The following is a 14823-nucleotide window of genomic DNA, read 5'->3' as shown; positions in this document are numbered from 1 at the left end:
CTGCCCGCTCGACAGCCCTTCTGGAGACCTGACATGCAAGCACGTCCATCCTGGCACGCCCCGAGACGGCCGGCCGCGCTGCTCGGCGCCGCCCTCGCCGTCGCCGCGCTGGCCGCGTCCGCCACCGTGGCGGTCCCGCCCGCCGCCTCCGCCGCCGTCCCGGCGCACGGCGTCGTCATCCACCCGGACGGCCACGGACCCGTCCGCCTCGGGCCGCTCGAGGGCACGGCCGTCTCGGACGAGCACGGCTACTGCCTGCAGGGCCGCGTCCTCGCCTCCGGTCCGGCCGACGTGCCGGTCGGCACCGACCACGTCCACGACCCGGTGCTCGCCGCGCTCCTCGCCCGGCACCGGTTCGACGCCGACGACCTGACGCAGGCCGCGATCGGGTACGCCGCGCACCAGCGCCACGAGCGGCCCGGCGTGCTCGCGGGCGGCGACGCGGTCGCGGCCCGCGCGCTCATCGCGGCGGCGACCCCGCAGGCGGTGAAGGACCGCGCGGACGCCCTGCTGGCCGAGGCGGCGGCGTCCGCCGGGCCGTTCGCGGGCCAGGCGGGCGCGGTGACCGGTGAGGGCCGGCGCACCGGCTCGATCACCGGCATCGCGCTGCGGTCGGCGTCCGGGCAGCCGGTCGTCGGGGCGCGGTTCACGGTGACCCTGACCGGCCCGGCGGTGCTCGACGCGAGCGGGACGCGGACGTACGAGGGCACCACGACCGCCGACCCGGTCACGCTCACGTGGACGGCGACCGGCACCGGTGACGTCGGGTACCGCGTCGAGTTCGCGGACCTGTGGCGCACGACGATCACGGTCCTCGACATGGCGGGCGACCGGCAGGACCAGCTCACCTACGGCAACCGCCCCGGCAGCGACCCCCGGGAGGTGGTCGTGCCGGGGCCGTCGTTCCCCGTCGTCGACGACTTCCGGCCGCGCGCGACCACGACGGTCCAGGAGGTGCGCGTGGCGGACGGGGACCCGCTGGTCGACCGCGTCGAGTTCAGCGCGGCACCGGGCGACTGGTGGGTCGAGATCGACGGCGACCCCGTGGACGTCCCCGCCGAGGTGACCTGGTACGGCCCCTTCGACGCGCCGCTGCCGCAGTCCGCCGCGCCGCCTTCGGGCGCCCCCGTCGCGGGGACCGTGCGGGTCGTGGCGGACGGCCCGGGCACGGTGACGACCCCGGGCACCGTCCGGGCGACCCGTGCCGGCTTCTACACGGCCGTGGTGACCATCCGGAAGGCCGACGCCGGCCGGTTCGCGCAGCACGTGCGCGAGGACTTCCGGGCGCCCTTCTTCGAGGCGGTCGAGACCTCCGTGAACCCGTTCGAGCTGCGCCACGAGTCGCAGACGCGCGAGTTCAACGTGGCGCCGGGAGGCCGGGCGTTCGACCGGATCACCGTCTCGGGCTACCCGGACGACCACGGCGGGTTCGGCGGCCTCGGGCCGTGGGAGCCCGACCTGGGCGAGGCGACGGTCACCGTGTACGGACCGCTGCCGGCGCTGCCCGACGGGCCGGTGGTCCCGCAGGACGCCCCCGTGCACTGGCAGGGAACGGTCGCGGCGGTCGACGGCCGCTACGACGTGGGCTACGACCCGGCCCGGCCGATCGTCGCCCCGGCCACGGCGACCCACCCGGGCGGCGACTACTTCGTGTTCGTGTACGCGTTCGCCGGCGACGCCCGCGTGGCGCCGTTCGTCAGCCCGTTCGACGACCTGCGCGAGGTCTTCTACGTCCCCGGGTCCCCGGAGGTCGTCGTCCCGCCGCAGGCCGTGACGCAGGCCCAGGACGCGGCGCCGGCCGGCGGGACGATGCGGGACACCGCCCTGGTCACGGGCACCACCAAGCCCGGCGACCACCTCGTGTTCGAGGCGTACGGCCCGCACGAGCCGGGAGCCGTCCCGGTCTGCGACGCCGGCACGCTGCTGTGGACCTCCGAGCCGGTCGAGGTCCGTGGCGCGGGGTACTACGACTCGGGCGACGCGCCCGCGCCCGACCGGGCCGGGCTCGTGCACTGGGTCGAGACGCTGACCCGCGCCGACGGCACCGTGCTGGACCGCGGCGAGTGCGGGGCGCCGGCCGAGACGACGACGGTCACCGAGGACGTGACGGTCCGCACCACCGCCCACGCGGCGGCCGAAGGCCCCGTCGCCGGCACCGAGGTGTGGGACGTCCTCACGGTCCGCGGGACCGTTCCCGACGGCACGCTGGCGACCGTCGACCTCTTCCACTCGCCGCCGGGGGAGGACCTCGTCTGCCGGGAACCGGTGTGGACGGCCACGGTGCCGCTGTCCGACGGGGCGGGCGGGTACCGGACGGACGCCTACCGCACCACCGAGCCGGGCACCTACGGCTTCGTGGAGCGCACCACCGCGCCCGACGGGACCGAGCTGTCCGCCGGTCGCTGCGGCGAGGAGTCCGAGACGCTGACCGTGGGTCCGCCCCCGGCCACGCCGACGTCCCCGCCCACCGCGCCGCCCCCGCCGGGCACGCCGGTGGCGGACGCACCGCCGCTCGCCGTGACCGGGGCCGACGCGGTGACCGCCGGAGCGGCGGCGCTGCTCCTGGTGACCGGCGGGGTGGCGGCGCTGGTGCACCGGGCACGTGTCCGGCGCGCCCTCGACGCGGCGGCGTGAGGCAGCACCGGCCGGCCCGTCGCACCACCGCGACGGGCCGGCTGGCGGCATCGCGTCGCGTGCCGGGTGCGCCGGATGTGCCGGGTGCGCCGGATGTGCCGAGTGCGCCGGACGTCCCGGGTGCGCCGGACGGGCCGAACGGGCCGGACGTCCCGGACGCGCCGGCTGCGCCACCTCCCGGCCCGCGCGACTACGATCCCCGCGGGGACCTGGGCGCCCCGCGCGGCCGCAGGGCCGGCACCCGCCCTCGGTGCGCAGGACCGGAGGACGGACGGATGGCGCGGGGTCGGTTGCGGGTCCTGCTGGGCGCTGCCCCGGGCGTCGGCAAGACGTACGCGATGCTCGAGGCGGGGCACGACATGCGCGCCGACGGCAAGGACGTCGTGGTGGCGGTCGTCGAGACCCACGGTCGCGCCGCGACGGCGGGCCTGCTGGGCGGGCTCGAGGTCGTGCCGCGGACCGTCGTCGAGCACCGCGGCGTCCGGCTGTCCGAGATGGACCTGGACGCCGTGCTGGCGCGCCGCCCGCAGGTCGCGCTGGTCGACGAGCTCGCGCACACCAACGCCCCCGGGTCGCGCCACGCGAAGCGCTGGCAGGACGTCTCGGAGCTGCTGGCCGCCGGGATCCACGTCGTGACCACCGTCAACATCCAGCACATCGAGTCGCTCAACGACGTGGTGCGCACCATCACTGGGGTCCCGCAGCGGGAGACCGTGCCCGACGCGGTGCTGCGGGCCGCCGACGACGTGGAGCTCGTCGACCTCGCCCCGCAGTCCCTGCGCGACCGCCTGGCCGAGGGCAACGTCTACCCCGCCGAGCGCGTGGACGCGGCGCTGTCGAACTACTTCCGGCTCGGGAACCTCACGGCCCTGCGGGAGCTCGCGCTGCTGTGGCTGGCCGACGAGGTCGACTCGGCCCTGCGCACGTACCGCGCCGAGCACGCCATCGACGCGCCGTGGGAGGCACGCGAGCGGGTCGTCGTCGCGCTGACGGGCGGTGCCGAGGGCGAGACGCTCCTGCGGCGCGGCGCGCGCATCGCGGCGAGGTCCGCGGGTGGTGAGCTGCTGGCGGTGCACGTCAGCGCGCAGACCGGTCTGCGGGACGGCGACCCGGGGGCGCTCACGGAGCAGGCGGCGCTCACCGAGCAGCTCGGCGGCACGTTCCACCAGGTGGTGGGGGAGGACGTCGCGACCGCGCTGGTCCAGTTCGCGCGGGACCACGACGCCACCCAGCTCGTCATCGGCCTCAGCCGCCGCAGCTGGCTGAAGGCGGCGCTCACCGGACCCGGCACCGGGTCGACGGTCATCCGGAGAGCCGGTGCGATCGACGTGCACCTGGTCAACCACGCCGCGGCCGGGCGCCGTCTGCCGCTGCCGCGCGTCGCGGGGGCGTTCTCGGGGGCGCTGACCGCGCGCCGCCGGGTGCTCGGCTTCGCGCTCTCGGTGGTGCTCGGGCCGCTGCTCACGGCCGTCCTGGTGGCGGGCCGCAGCGACGCGTCGCTGGCGAGCGACGTCCTGGCGTACCAGCTGCTCGTCGTGGTGACGGCACTGGTCGGCGGGCTGTGGCCAGCCCTCCTGACCGCGCTGCTGTCCGGGCTGACGCTGAACTACCTGTTCGTCGAGCCGACGCACACGGTGACGGTCAGCGAGCCGGTGCACGCGCTCGCGCTGGCGCTCTACGTCGCGAACGGCCTGCTGGTCAGCTCGGTCGTGGACCTCGCCGCGCGTCGCACCCGTGCCGCGCAGCGCGCCCGCGCGGAGTCCGAGCTCATCGCGACGGTCGCCGGGGGCGTGCTGCGCGGGCAGGACACCCTGCGGGCCCTCGTCGAGCGCGCGCAGGAGGCGTTCGGGCTGGCCGGAGTCCGCCTCCGGTCCGGGGAGGACGTGCTCGCGCAGTCCGGCACGGTGCGCCCCGGGTCGCCGCACCTCCCCGTGGACGAGCACACCGTCCTGGACCTCGACCCCGGCTGCGCGAGGTCGTCGCGCGGAGCGCGCGACCCGCGCGGAGCGTCCACCCCGGGCAGGGTCCCGTCCGCGCCCGCCCCCGCCGCGGGCGGCTCCGCGGCCCCGGCCCGGACCTCCGCCGCCGTCCCCGACGTCGACGGCTCCGGCAACCGCCTGCTGGGCGTCGTCGTCACGCAGATCGCGGCGGCCCTCGAGCACCAGCGGCTCAGCCGCACCGCCGACGCGATCGGCCCGCTGCGGGAGACGGACCAGGTGCGCAGCGCCCTGCTCTCGGCCGTGAGCCACGACCTGCGCCGCCCCCTCACGGCCGCCACGACCGCCGTGAGCAGCCTGCGCGCGCGGGACGTCGACTGGTCGCCGGCCGACCGGGAGGAGCTGCTCGCGACCGCGGAGGAGAGCCTGGCGACGCTGACCGGTCTGGTGACCGACCTGCTGGACGCGAGCCGGCTGCAAGCCGGCGCGCTGGGCGTCGAGTGCCGGCCGACGGACGTCGACGACGTGGTGCTGGCCGCCCTGGACGAGCTCGCGCTGGGCCCGGACGTCGTGCACCTCGAGCTCGACCCCGCGCTGCCCGCCGTGTCGGCGGACCCGGCGCTGCTGCGGCGGGTGCTGGTGAACGTGCTGGCGAACGCGGTGCACGCCAGCCCGCCGCGCACGCCGGTCCGCGTGCAGACGAGCGCGTTCGCCGACCGGGTCGAGGTCCGGGTCGTCGACCACGGCCCGGGTGTGCCGCCCGACCGGCGGGCGGACCTGTTCGTGCCCTTCCAGCGCCTGGGGGACACCGACAACACGACCGGCCTGGGCCTGGGCCTCGCGCTGTCGCGGGGCTTCGCCGAGGGGATGGGCGGCACGCTCGTCCCGGAGGACACGCCGGGCGGCGGTCTCACCATGGTGGTCGCGCTGCGGCAGGTCGCCGCGGCCGACGCCCGCACCGCGCAGGAGGGCACCGCGTGAAGATCCTCATCGCCGACGACGACCCGCAGATCCTGCGCGCGCTGCGCATCACGTTGCGCGCCCGCGGCTACGAGATCCTCACGGCCACGGACGGCACGAGCGCCCTGAACCAGGCGATCGAGCACAAGCCGGACCTGTACCTGCTGGACCTGGGCATGCCGCGCCTGGACGGCGTGGAGGTGATCGCGGGGCTGCGGGGCTGGACGAGCGCGCCGATCCTGGTGCTCTCCGGGCGCACGGGGTCGGCCGACAAGGTCGAGGCGCTGGACGCGGGCGCCGACGACTACGTGACCAAGCCCTTCGGCGTCGACGAGCTGCTGGCGCGCATCCGCGCCCTGACGCGGCGCGCCTCGGCCCCGCCGGGTGCCGACGCGGAGCCGCTCGTGCGCCTCGGTGCGGTGACGATCGACCTGACGGCCACGACGGCCACCCGGGACGGCAGCCCGCCGGAGCCGGTGCGGCTGACGCCGACGGAGTGGCGGATCCTGGAGATCCTCGTGCGCCACGCGGGTCGCCTGGTGACGCGGCAGACCCTGCTGCGGGAGATCTGGGGCTCGGAGCACGTCACGGACACCGGGTACCTGCGCCTGTACCTGTCGCAGCTGCGCAAGAAGCTGGAGCCGGACCCCTCGGCGCCGCGGTACCTGCTCACGGAGCCGGGGATGGGCTACCGGTTCGACCCGTCCGGCGGGGCCGCCTGACCGGTGAGGTGTCCAGCATGTGAGCGTGCACACGCGTGACCTGCTGCGACTGTCCGAACTCGGGCGGTACTTGCCGTTCTGTCCGGTTTCTGTATAGTTCTCCCCGTTGAGCGACAACGGCAAACCTGCTGCGAGGCAGGGACGCAAAGCCACGGGACCCCTGGGGTCAGCCGGGCTACCGAACCGACAAGGAGTCATCATGACGTACCCCCTCGAGGCCCAGCTCCCCACGCAGGCGACGTCCTCCCTGCTCACGCCGGGCGAGGTCGCGGTGATGTTCCGCGTGGACCCGAAGACGGTCACGCGCTGGGCGCAGGCCGGCAAGCTGTCCGCCGTCCGCACCCTCGGCGGCCACCGCCGGTTCCTCGAGTCCGAGGTGATGGAGCTGCTGGGCGCGGTCCCGCAGCAGGCCGGCCGCTTCTGAGCCGCCACCCCTGACGCCGACGGGCCCCCGAGCAGAAGCTCGGGGGCCCGTCGCCGTTCGTGGCTCGTACGCCCGGCGCACCGGGCGACCGCGGGCTACAGCGGGTCGAGCAGCGTGGCCAGCACGGCCCGCCGGACGTCCGCGACGGTGCGCTCGGGCTGGAACGCCAGCCACTCCAGCCCTGCGACGAGCGTCGCGCCGAACATGGCCGCGGCGGTCATCGACGGGTCCCGGTGCGGCCAGGACGCCGCCACGACCTCCGCGAACACCGCGAACGACCGGTCGCGCACCTGCCGGACGGCGTCCTGCCAGTCGCGACCGGTGCGGAAGACCTCGGCCACCAGCAGCTTGGCGAAGTCGGGGTGCGCCTGGATCTGCGCGAGCAGCTCGTGGACCAGCGCGCCGACGGCGTCCCGGCCGGTGCGGCCCTCGGCGGCGCCGCGGAGGTCGGCGGTCAGGCGCTCGACGCCCTCGACGATGACCGCCTCGAACAGCGCGGCCTTGGACCCGAAGTTGTAGTAGACGCTGCCCTTGGCGACGCCGGCGTGAGCCGCGATGTCGTCGACCGACGTGGCGGAGAACCCGCGGTCGGCGATGAGGGCGACCGTGGAGTCGATGATGGCGTCGCGGGTGCCGCGCCGCGGGTCGTCGACGCGCCGCGGCCCGGCCGACGATCGCGGGTCGGCCGGGCCGGGCGTGGTGCTCATGGTGCCCAGCCTGTCAGATCGACAGCGCGGGGTGCAGGCGGGCGAGCGTCCACGTCCGCAGCCGCCCGGCCCGCCACGAGGTGATCGCGAGCGACCCGACGAGCACGGCGCCGAGCACCGCGACCGACAGCCACAGCCGGCCGTCGGCGCCGCCCGTGATCGTCTGGCGCAGGCCGGTCACCGCGTAGCTCATGGGCAGCAGCGGGTGGATGGCCCGGAAGAACGCCGGCGTGGTCTCCACCGGGTACGTGCCGCCGGACGACGCGAGCTGGAGCATGAGCAGGGCCAGCACCGCGACCTTCCCGGCGGCCGGGCCGAGCACCGCCATGAGCATCTGCTGCAGCGCGAGGAACGTCGCGGCGACGAGCAGGGTGAACCCGATCGTGCCGACCGCCGTGTCGAGCTGCAGGCCGACGCCCCAGTGGATCACGCCGAGCATGACCGCGACCTGGGCGACGCCGATCGCGAGCGCGGGCAGGAACCCGGCGACCGCGGTGCGCCAGCCGGCCACGGGCGTCCCGAGGGCGCGCGTGGGCACCGGCCGCAGCAGCAGCCACGTGATGAGCGCGCCGACGAACAGGGCGAGCGGGATGAAGAACGGCGCGAAGCCCTCGCCGAAGCCCTCCGCGCGGGCCACGTCCGAGGAGTCCAGCGCGACCGGCGAGGCCAGCACCTCGGCCCGGTCGGTGCGTGTGGCGTCGGAGTCGTCCGGGATCTGCGCGGCCCCGTCCTCCAGGCCGTCGGCGAGCTGCTGCGCGCCGTCACCGACCTGGTCGGTGCCGTCGGCGACCTGCCCGGCGCCCTGGGCGAGCGTGCTGGTCCCGCCGGCGAGCTCCGCGGCGCCGTCCGCGAGGTCGTGCGACCCGCTCTGCAGCTGCGTGGCGCCGCCGGCCAGCGTGCCCGCGCCGGCCGCGAGCTGGGACGCCCCGGCGGAGACCTGCTGCGTGCCGTCGGCCACCTGGGAGGCGCCGGCCGCGAGCTCGCCCGCCTTGCCGGCGAGCGTGCCGAGGCCCGCGTGCAGGTCGGCGGCCCCGGCGCTGAGGTCGTGCGCGCCCTGCTCGAGCGTCGCGAGGCGGGCGAGGGCGGCCTGCTGCTCCGCGGCCGTGGGCAGGTCGAGCCCCTCCACGGTGGTGCCCAGCGTGGTCAGCGCCTGCTGGATCCCGCCGGCGGTGGCGAGGTCGCCGGCCTGCGCGTTCTGCTGGGCGACGGTGGTGAGCGAGGCCTGGAGGGTCGTGAGCGCGGCCGTGAGCGTCTGCGACGCGGCGGCGTTCGTCCGGGTCGACGCGGCGAGCTCGTCGACGCCGGCGCTGACGGCCTTCGCGCCGTCCACGAGCGGGACGGTCGAGGTGACCGCGTCCTGCGCGCCCTGCGCGAGCCGGCCGGCGCCGTCCGCGAGCGTGGTCGCGCCGGTGGCGGTCCGCCCCGCCCCGTCCGCCAGGGTGGCGGCCCCGGAGGAGAGCTGCGTCGCGCCGCCGGCCAGCGAGTCCGTCCCGGCGGCGAGGGTCTGCGAGCCGTCCGCGAGGCGGGAGGCGCCGTCGGCGGCGGAGACCGCGCCGTCGGCCACCTGGTGGGCGCCGGTCGACAGGTCACCGCTGGCCGCGCGCAGCGTCAGGGCGCCGTCGGCGGCGGTCGCGAACCCGTCGCGGGCGGACCCGAGGCCGACGAGGACGCGGTCGACCGCCTGCTCGCCGATCGAGGACGACACCGCGGACTGCACCTGCGCCATGGCGGTGCGACCGAGGGTCGAGGCCAGGAACGAGTTCGCGTCGTTGTACGTGACCTCGATGCGCGCGTCGGTCGGGGCGTCGCCCCCGGCGGACGCGATGTCCGCGGAGAAGTCCGACGGGATCGTCACGGCGAAGTAGTAGGTGCCGTCGGCGACCCCGGCGGCGGCCGCGTCGGCGTCCGTCTCGCGCCAGTCGAGGTCGTCGGACTCCAGCAGCTGGTCGGTGACCTGCGCGCCGGCGTGCAGCGGCTCGTCGTCGACGGTCGCGCCCTCGTCGGCGTCGACCAGCGCGACCGGCAGGCGGTCGAGGTTCCCGGTCGGGTCCCAGAACGCCCAGAGGTACAGGGCGCCGTACAGCAGCGGCACGAGGACCATCGCGCCGACGGCGAGGCGGGGCAGCAGCCCGCGGCGGAACCGGCGCAGCTCGGTGCCGGTGGAGGTGAACGAGAGCATGGGGTGACGTCCTGCTTCAGGCGGCGGGCACCGCGTGGGGCCCGGTGGCGAGGGTGATCTGCTGGGGGAGCGTCGCCCACTGCATGCGGGCGACCTCGTCGAGGGAGGCGACGGAGGCCACGACGGTGGTGCCGGCGGCGGCGAGCGCCTCGAGCCGGGTCCACACGGTCTGCCGGCGCCGGGAGTCGTGCACCTGGTCGACGTCGTCGACGACGAGCAGGTCCGGGTGCTGGGCGGTCGCGAGGGTGACCCGCAGCAGCATCGCGTCGACCTCGTCGAGGTCCCACACGAGCGTGCCGGTGCGCGGCAGCGGCCGCTCGCCGAACACCGGACCGGCGAGGCGCGCGAACGTCCGCTGGTCGACGCGCGGCGTCCGGCGGTACCACGGGCTCAGCCACGCGAGGCGCTCGCGCACGACGTCGCCGACGGTGACGGACTCGTCGAGGTCGTCGATGCCCGCGAACCCGGCCAGCGCGGCGCGCCGCTGCACGGCCGTCCGGCGGCGGGGGAGCGCTTCGCCGAGCACGGTCAGCCGGGAGCCCTCGTCGGGCACCATCCGGCCGGCCAGCGTGAGCAGCAGGCTGGAGCGGCCGCCGCCCTGCGGGCCCTGCACGACCGCGAGCGTGCCGGTCGGCACCTCGAGGTCGACCGGCCCGTAGACGACGCCGCGCCGCCCGTGCAGCCGCAGCTGCTCGGCGTGCACCGCCAGGACGGTGGTCGCGTGGTCCGTGCCGGGGGCGCCGGCGGGGGTCGCGTCCACGGCGGTGGCCGTCGCGGCGGGCGCGGGCGCCGGACCGGGCGCCGGGGTGGGCGTGGTGGTCGGCGACGGCGGCGTCGTGCGGTGGCGCCGCGGTGCGCCGGCTGCGCGCTGCGGGTGGTCGTGCGGGGTGGTCACGGGTCCTCCGGTCGGTCGTGCCGCGCGGTCGGTGTCGTTTGCACTGACCGGTCAGTGCAAAGATAGGACGACAGGGTGGCCCGTGTCACGGCGGCCGCCTGTTCCGCGGATCACAGCGCGGGCATGGAAGAATCGCGGCATGGCGATGAGAGAGATCCGCGTGGTGGGTGACCCGGTGCTGCGCACCCCGTGCGAGCCGGTGACCACGATCGACGCCCGGGTGAAGGGCCTGGTCGAGGACCTCCTCGAGACCGTCGACCACGACGGCCGCGCCGGGCTCGCCGCCAACCAGATCGGCGTCGGCCTGCGCGCGTTCTCCTGGAACATCGACGACGAGCTCGGCTACGTGCTCAACCCGACGATCGTCGAGCTCTCCGAGGACTACCAGGACGGCGACGAGGGCTGCCTGTCCGTGCCGGACCTGTGGTTCCCGACGCGCCGCGCCTGGTACGCCCGCGTCGTCGGCACCGACCTGGACGGCAAGGAGGTCGTCGTCGAGGGCGTCGAGCTCATGGCCCGCTGCCTGCAGCACGAGGTCGACCACCTGGACGGGCACCTCTACATCGACCGGCTCGACCGGTCCGTCCGCAAGAAGGCCATGCGGGCCATCCGCGAGACGCTCTGACACTCCCGGAGCGGGGCGGACGCTGGTGCGGACGCCCCGCATCGGGCATGCTGGGCACTGCACGCCGCGAGAGCCGTGCACCGAACCGTGCGTCACCGGGCGGGACGAGGTCGTTGGGGAAGGCGAACCTCGAGCCGATCCGGGAGGGATGACATGGCAGGTGCGATCACCCGCGGTGTTCTTTTCGTGCACTCAGCGCCGCGCGCGCTCTGCCCGCACCTCGAGTGGGCGGCGGGCAACGTGCTGGGCTCGCGCGTGTCCATGGACTGGACGGAGCAGCCGGCTGCTCCGGGCATGTTCCGCGCCGAGCACTCGTGGCAGGGCGCCCAGGGCACGGGCGCGCGCCTGGCCTCGGCGCTGCGCGGCTGGACGCACCTGCGCTACGAGGTGACCGAGGACGCCAGCCACGGCAGCGACGGCGCCCGCTGGAGCCACACGCCGGAGCTCGGCATCTTCCACGCGCAGACCGACGTGCACGGCAACGTCGTCGTCCCGGAGGACCGGATCCGCGCCGCGCTCGACCAGGGCGACGCCCGGCTGCTGCGCGAGGAGCTCGCGCTCGCCCTCGGGCAGTCGTGGGACGACGAGCTGGAGCCGTTCCGGTACGCCGGGGCCGGCGCGCCCGTGCGCTGGCTGCACCGCGTCGGCTGAGACCTGCTCGGTTCCGGGGCCGCCGCCGGCGTGGCGCGGGGCCGCCCCGGGCGGCCACCGCACGTCCTCCTGCCCTCCGGGGGAGGAGGACGTCGCGCGTCCTCCCGTCGAACGCCGTGCCCGTTCCCAGGCGGTTCGCAGGAACCGTGCCTAGCGTCGGACGTCCTCGCCGATCCGTTCGGTTTCAACCAGCCCGGGGGACCGGGCCCGCTCCAGGAGGTCACGACCATGGCGCCTTCCGTCCGACGCCGCACGCTCGGCCTGCTGTCCGGACTCTCCGTCGTCGTCGCGCTCGCCGCGTGCGGTGACGCCGACGCCGCCACCGAGGACGACGCCCCCGCCGCCGACGCGAGCGCGGGCACGGGAGCGGGCGGCTCGTCCACCGCCTCCGGCGACCTCGCCGACGGCACCTACGACGCCGAGGGCTCGTACAGCACCCCCGGCGGTCAGGAGTCGATCCAGGTCGAGCTCACCGTCGCGGACGGCGTCGTCACCGACGTCACCGTCACGCCGGAGGCCACCGGCGGCAACGCCGCGCGGTTCCAGGAGGAGTTCGCCTCGGGGATCGCGGACGTCGTCGTCGGCCAGGAGCTCGCCGGCCTGTCGGTCGACAAGGTCTCGGGCTCGTCGCTGACCGGCGACGGCTTCAACGCGGCGCTCGACGAGATCCGCGCCGATGCCGCGGCCTAGCGTCGCCTTCCAGGCGATCGGGACGCACTGGCAGCTCGAGACCCCGGAGCCGCTCGGGGCGGACGTCCTCGCGGCGGTGCACGCGCGGATCGCGCGGTTCGACTGCGACTGGTCCCGGTTCCGCGACGACTCCTGGGTCAGCGAGGTCGCCCGGGGCGGCGCGGGGACGTACCGGCTGCCCGACGACGCCGGGCCGCTGCTCGACGCGTACGACGTCGCCGAGCGCTGCACCACGGGGGCCGTCGACCCGCTGGTCGGCCGCTCGCTCGAGGAGCTCGGCTACGACGCGTCGTACTCGCTGCGGCCGCGCCGGGACGCCGACGGCGCGCTGCTCACCACGCCCGCCCCGCCGTGGCGGACCACCGCGCGCCGCGACGGCAGCACGCTCACGCTCGGGGCGCCCGCGCTGATCGACGTGGGCGCGGGCGGCAAGGGCTACCTCGTCGACCTCGTCGCCGGCGTGCTCGCCGAGCACGGAGTCACCGAGCACGTCGTCGACGCCGGCGGTGACCTGCGGGCGGCCGTCCCCGAGCCGCTGACCGTCGCGCTGGAGGACCCCCGCGACCCGACGCGGGCGATCGGGGTGGTGCGGCTCGCCGACGGCGCGCTGTGCGGTTCCGCCACCAACCGCCGGGCGTGGGGCGAGGGCGTGCACCACGTCGTCGACGCCCGGACCGGCGCCCCGACCTCGGACGTCCGCGCCACGTGGGCGCTCGGACCGACCGCGCTCGCCGCCGACCTCGCCGCCACCGCGCTGTTCTTCGCCGAGCCCGACCTGGTCGCCTCGCGCTTCGGCGTGCGCTACGTCGTGCTGCGCGGCGACGGGAGCGTGCGGTGGTCGCTCGACCTGGACGGGGAGGTGTTCGCGTGATCGGCGTCGTGGAGGAGCGGCTCGGCCGCGTGACGATGTACCGGCTCCTGACGCTCGGCCTGGCGGCGCTGGCCGTCTGCGCGCTCGTGCTCTCCCTCGCCGGCCGGCTGTTCGTCGAGCCGCTGCCGATCCTCGTCAGCGCCGTCGTCGCCGTCGCGGTGTCCGTGGCGAGCGCCTGGGGGCTGGCGGCGGCGTTCCGGACCCGCCCGCACACCGAGTCGGCGGTCATCACCGGGCTGATCCTGCTGTTCCTGTTCTGGCCGGCGCTCGAGGTCCGCTCGCTCGGGACGCTCGCGCTCGCCGCCCTGCTGGCGAACGCCTCCAAGTACCTGCTCGCCTGGCGCGGCCGGCACGTGCTGAACCCCGCCGCCGCGGGCGCGCTGCTCGCCGGGCTCACCGGGTGGGACGCGACGACGTGGTGGGTCGCGGACCGGTGGCTGCTGGTGCCCGTCCTGCTGCTGACGCTGGTCGTCGTCGTGCGGACGCGTCGCTACGCCCTCGTCGGGACCTTCGTGGTCGTCGCCGTCCTCGCCGTCACCCTGCGCCAGGTCGTGGAGGGCGCCGCGGTCACCGACGCGCTGGGCACCGCGTTCGTGTCCTACCCGATCCTGTTCCTCGGCGGCGTGATGCTGACCGAGCCGCTGACGCTGCCGCCGCGGCGGTGGCAGCAGCTCGTGGAGGCAGGCGTCGTCGGGGCGCTGCTGGCGGTGTCGTACCACGTCGGGCCGCTGTACTCGACACCCGAGGCTGCCCTCGTGGTGGGCAACCTGCTGGCGTTCGCGTGGGGGCAGCGCGGCGCCGTGCGGCTCACGCTGACCCGGCAGACGCGGCTGACCCCGCGCACCGTGGAGCTCGCGTTCAGGGCGGACCGGCCGGTGCGGTACGTGCCGGGCCAGTACGTGGAGCTGACCGTCCCGCACCCCCGCCCGGACGCCCGCGGCAGCCGCCGGGTGTTCAGCGTGTCGTCCGCGCCGGCCGCCGGCGAGCTGACCGTGGCCCTCACCGTCCCCGAGCGCGCCAGCACGTTCAAGCGCGCGCTCGTCGCCCTCCCCGTCGGTTCCCGGGTCCGCGCGACCGGCCTCGGGGGCGACTTCGTCCTGCCGGACGACCCGGCGCGGCCGCTGCTGCTGGTGGCGGGGGGCATCGGCATCACCCCGTTCGCCGCGCAGCTCGCCGCTGCCGCCTCCGCGGGCGAGCGCCGCGACGTCGTGCTGCTCTACTCCGTGTCCGACCACGCGGACCTCGCGTACGCGGACGCCGCCCGCGCCGCCGGTGCGCGCGTCCTCGTGCTGTCCCCGACGCCGGAGCTCGACGGGCTGCCCGACGGCTGGCGGCACCTGGGGGAGCGCCGGCTCTCGGCCGAGGTGCTCACCGAGGCGGTACCCGACCTCGACCAGCGCGACGCCTACGTCTCCGGCCCGCCGGCGATGGTCGACGACACCCGGGCGCTGCTGCGCCGAGCCGGGGTGCGGCGCGTGCGGACGGACGCGTTCAGCGGGTACTGACGGCCGACGGCGGCACCCGGCCG

General features: G+C 76.2%; 12 protein-coding genes and 1 riboswitch. Of the genes, 9 read left to right on the top strand and 3 right to left on the bottom strand.

Annotated features, from left to right (window positions below; translation table 11 throughout):
- Positions 1-33 precede the first annotated feature (33 nt).
- The 4 genes from AAHH18_RS05085 (at position 34) to AAHH18_RS05070 (ending at position 6677) form a co-directional block, all read left to right on the top strand.
- A complete protein-coding gene (locus tag AAHH18_RS05085; protein ID WP_343300811.1) occupies positions 34-2634 on the top strand; it encodes a hypothetical protein in 2601 nt (866 codons plus the stop codon).
- 275 nt (positions 2635-2909) lie between these two features.
- Positions 2910-5552 (top strand): DUF4118 domain-containing protein, encoded by a 2643-nt coding sequence (locus AAHH18_RS05080; RefSeq protein ID WP_343300810.1) that lies wholly within the window; start codon positions 2910-2912, stop codon positions 5550-5552.
- Positions 5549-6253, top strand: a complete 705-nt coding sequence (locus AAHH18_RS05075; protein ID WP_343300809.1) for a response regulator transcription factor — start codon at positions 5549-5551, stop codon at positions 6251-6253. The genes AAHH18_RS05080 and AAHH18_RS05075 overlap by 4 nt, the downstream gene beginning before the upstream one ends.
- A gap of 108 nt (positions 6254-6361) precedes the next feature.
- Positions 6362-6436: riboswitch (cyclic di-GMP riboswitch) on the top strand.
- 16 nt (positions 6437-6452) lie between these two features.
- Positions 6453-6677 carry a BldC family transcriptional regulator gene (locus AAHH18_RS05070; protein ID WP_283320714.1) on the top strand — a complete coding sequence of 75 codons (225 nt, stop codon included), beginning with the start codon at positions 6453-6455 and terminating at the stop codon, positions 6675-6677.
- A 95-nt stretch (positions 6678-6772) separates the two neighbouring features.
- On the opposite strand, the gene AAHH18_RS05065 is transcribed toward AAHH18_RS05070, so the two are convergent.
- From AAHH18_RS05065 to AAHH18_RS05055, 3 genes are read right to left on the bottom strand one after another with little or no spacing between them, the layout of a single operon-like run.
- Positions 6773-7384: a TetR/AcrR family transcriptional regulator gene (locus AAHH18_RS05065; protein WP_343300808.1), complete on the bottom strand. Its 612-nt coding sequence runs from the start codon at positions 7382-7384 to the stop codon at positions 6773-6775.
- A 13-nt stretch (positions 7385-7397) separates the two neighbouring features.
- Complete coding sequence (locus tag AAHH18_RS05060) at positions 7398-9563, bottom strand: YhgE/Pip domain-containing protein (RefSeq protein ID WP_343300807.1); 2166 nt, start codon at positions 9561-9563, stop codon at positions 7398-7400.
- Between the two features lie 16 nt (positions 9564-9579).
- On the bottom strand, positions 9580-10458 hold the full coding sequence (locus AAHH18_RS05055) for an AAA family ATPase (protein WP_343300806.1): 879 nt from the start codon (positions 10456-10458) through the stop codon (positions 9580-9582).
- A 139-nt stretch (positions 10459-10597) separates the two neighbouring features.
- Here AAHH18_RS05055 and def point away from each other — a divergent pair, with 139 nt between their 5' ends.
- From def to AAHH18_RS05030, 5 genes are all read left to right on the top strand, one after another.
- Positions 10598-11083, top strand: a complete 486-nt coding sequence (gene def, locus AAHH18_RS05050) for a peptide deformylase (RefSeq protein ID WP_203668872.1) — start codon at positions 10598-10600, stop codon at positions 11081-11083.
- Between the two features lie 153 nt (positions 11084-11236).
- On the top strand, positions 11237-11734 hold the full coding sequence (locus AAHH18_RS05045; protein ID WP_222172023.1) for a DUF3145 domain-containing protein: 498 nt from the start codon (positions 11237-11239) through the stop codon (positions 11732-11734).
- A gap of 228 nt (positions 11735-11962) precedes the next feature.
- Positions 11963-12424 (top strand): FMN-binding protein, encoded by a 462-nt coding sequence (locus AAHH18_RS05040; protein ID WP_343300805.1) that lies wholly within the window; start codon positions 11963-11965, stop codon positions 12422-12424.
- Positions 12411-13295, top strand: a complete 885-nt coding sequence (locus AAHH18_RS05035; protein WP_343300804.1) for an FAD:protein FMN transferase — start codon at positions 12411-12413, stop codon at positions 13293-13295. The genes AAHH18_RS05040 and AAHH18_RS05035 overlap by 14 nt, the downstream gene beginning before the upstream one ends.
- Positions 13292-14800, top strand: a complete 1509-nt coding sequence (locus AAHH18_RS05030) for an FAD-dependent oxidoreductase (RefSeq protein ID WP_343300803.1) — start codon at positions 13292-13294, stop codon at positions 14798-14800. Before AAHH18_RS05035 ends, AAHH18_RS05030 begins: the two co-directional genes overlap by 4 nt.
- The last annotated feature ends 23 nt before the right edge of the window (positions 14801-14823 follow it).

Origin of the sequence: Cellulomonas olei, from assembly GCF_039548315.1 — a bacterium.
In the GTDB taxonomy this organism is placed as follows: domain Bacteria; phylum Actinomycetota; class Actinomycetes; order Actinomycetales; family Cellulomonadaceae; genus Cellulomonas.
Note: the sequence above shows the minus strand (reverse complement) of the source record. Positions and strands in the feature narration are given on the sequence as shown.

Coding starts and splice junctions, on each gene's coding strand:
- AAHH18_RS05085 (WP_343300811.1), top strand. CDS start 34: ATGCAAGCACGTCCATCCTGGCACGCCCCGAGACGGCCGGCCGCGCTG.
- def (WP_203668872.1), top strand. CDS start 10,598: ATGGCGATGAGAGAGATCCGCGTGGTGGGTGACCCGGTGCTGCGCACC.
- AAHH18_RS05045 (WP_222172023.1), top strand. CDS start 11,237: ATGGCAGGTGCGATCACCCGCGGTGTTCTTTTCGTGCACTCAGCGCCG.
- AAHH18_RS05065 (WP_343300808.1), bottom strand. CDS start 7,384: ATGAGCACCACGCCCGGCCCGGCCGACCCGCGATCGTCGGCCGGGCCG.
- AAHH18_RS05040 (WP_343300805.1), top strand. CDS start 11,963: ATGGCGCCTTCCGTCCGACGCCGCACGCTCGGCCTGCTGTCCGGACTC.
- AAHH18_RS05070 (WP_283320714.1), top strand. CDS start 6,453: ATGACGTACCCCCTCGAGGCCCAGCTCCCCACGCAGGCGACGTCCTCC.
- AAHH18_RS05060 (WP_343300807.1), bottom strand. CDS start 9,563: ATGCTCTCGTTCACCTCCACCGGCACCGAGCTGCGCCGGTTCCGCCGC.
- AAHH18_RS05080 (WP_343300810.1), top strand. CDS start 2,910: ATGGCGCGGGGTCGGTTGCGGGTCCTGCTGGGCGCTGCCCCGGGCGTC.
- AAHH18_RS05035 (WP_343300804.1), top strand. CDS start 12,411: ATGCCGCGGCCTAGCGTCGCCTTCCAGGCGATCGGGACGCACTGGCAG.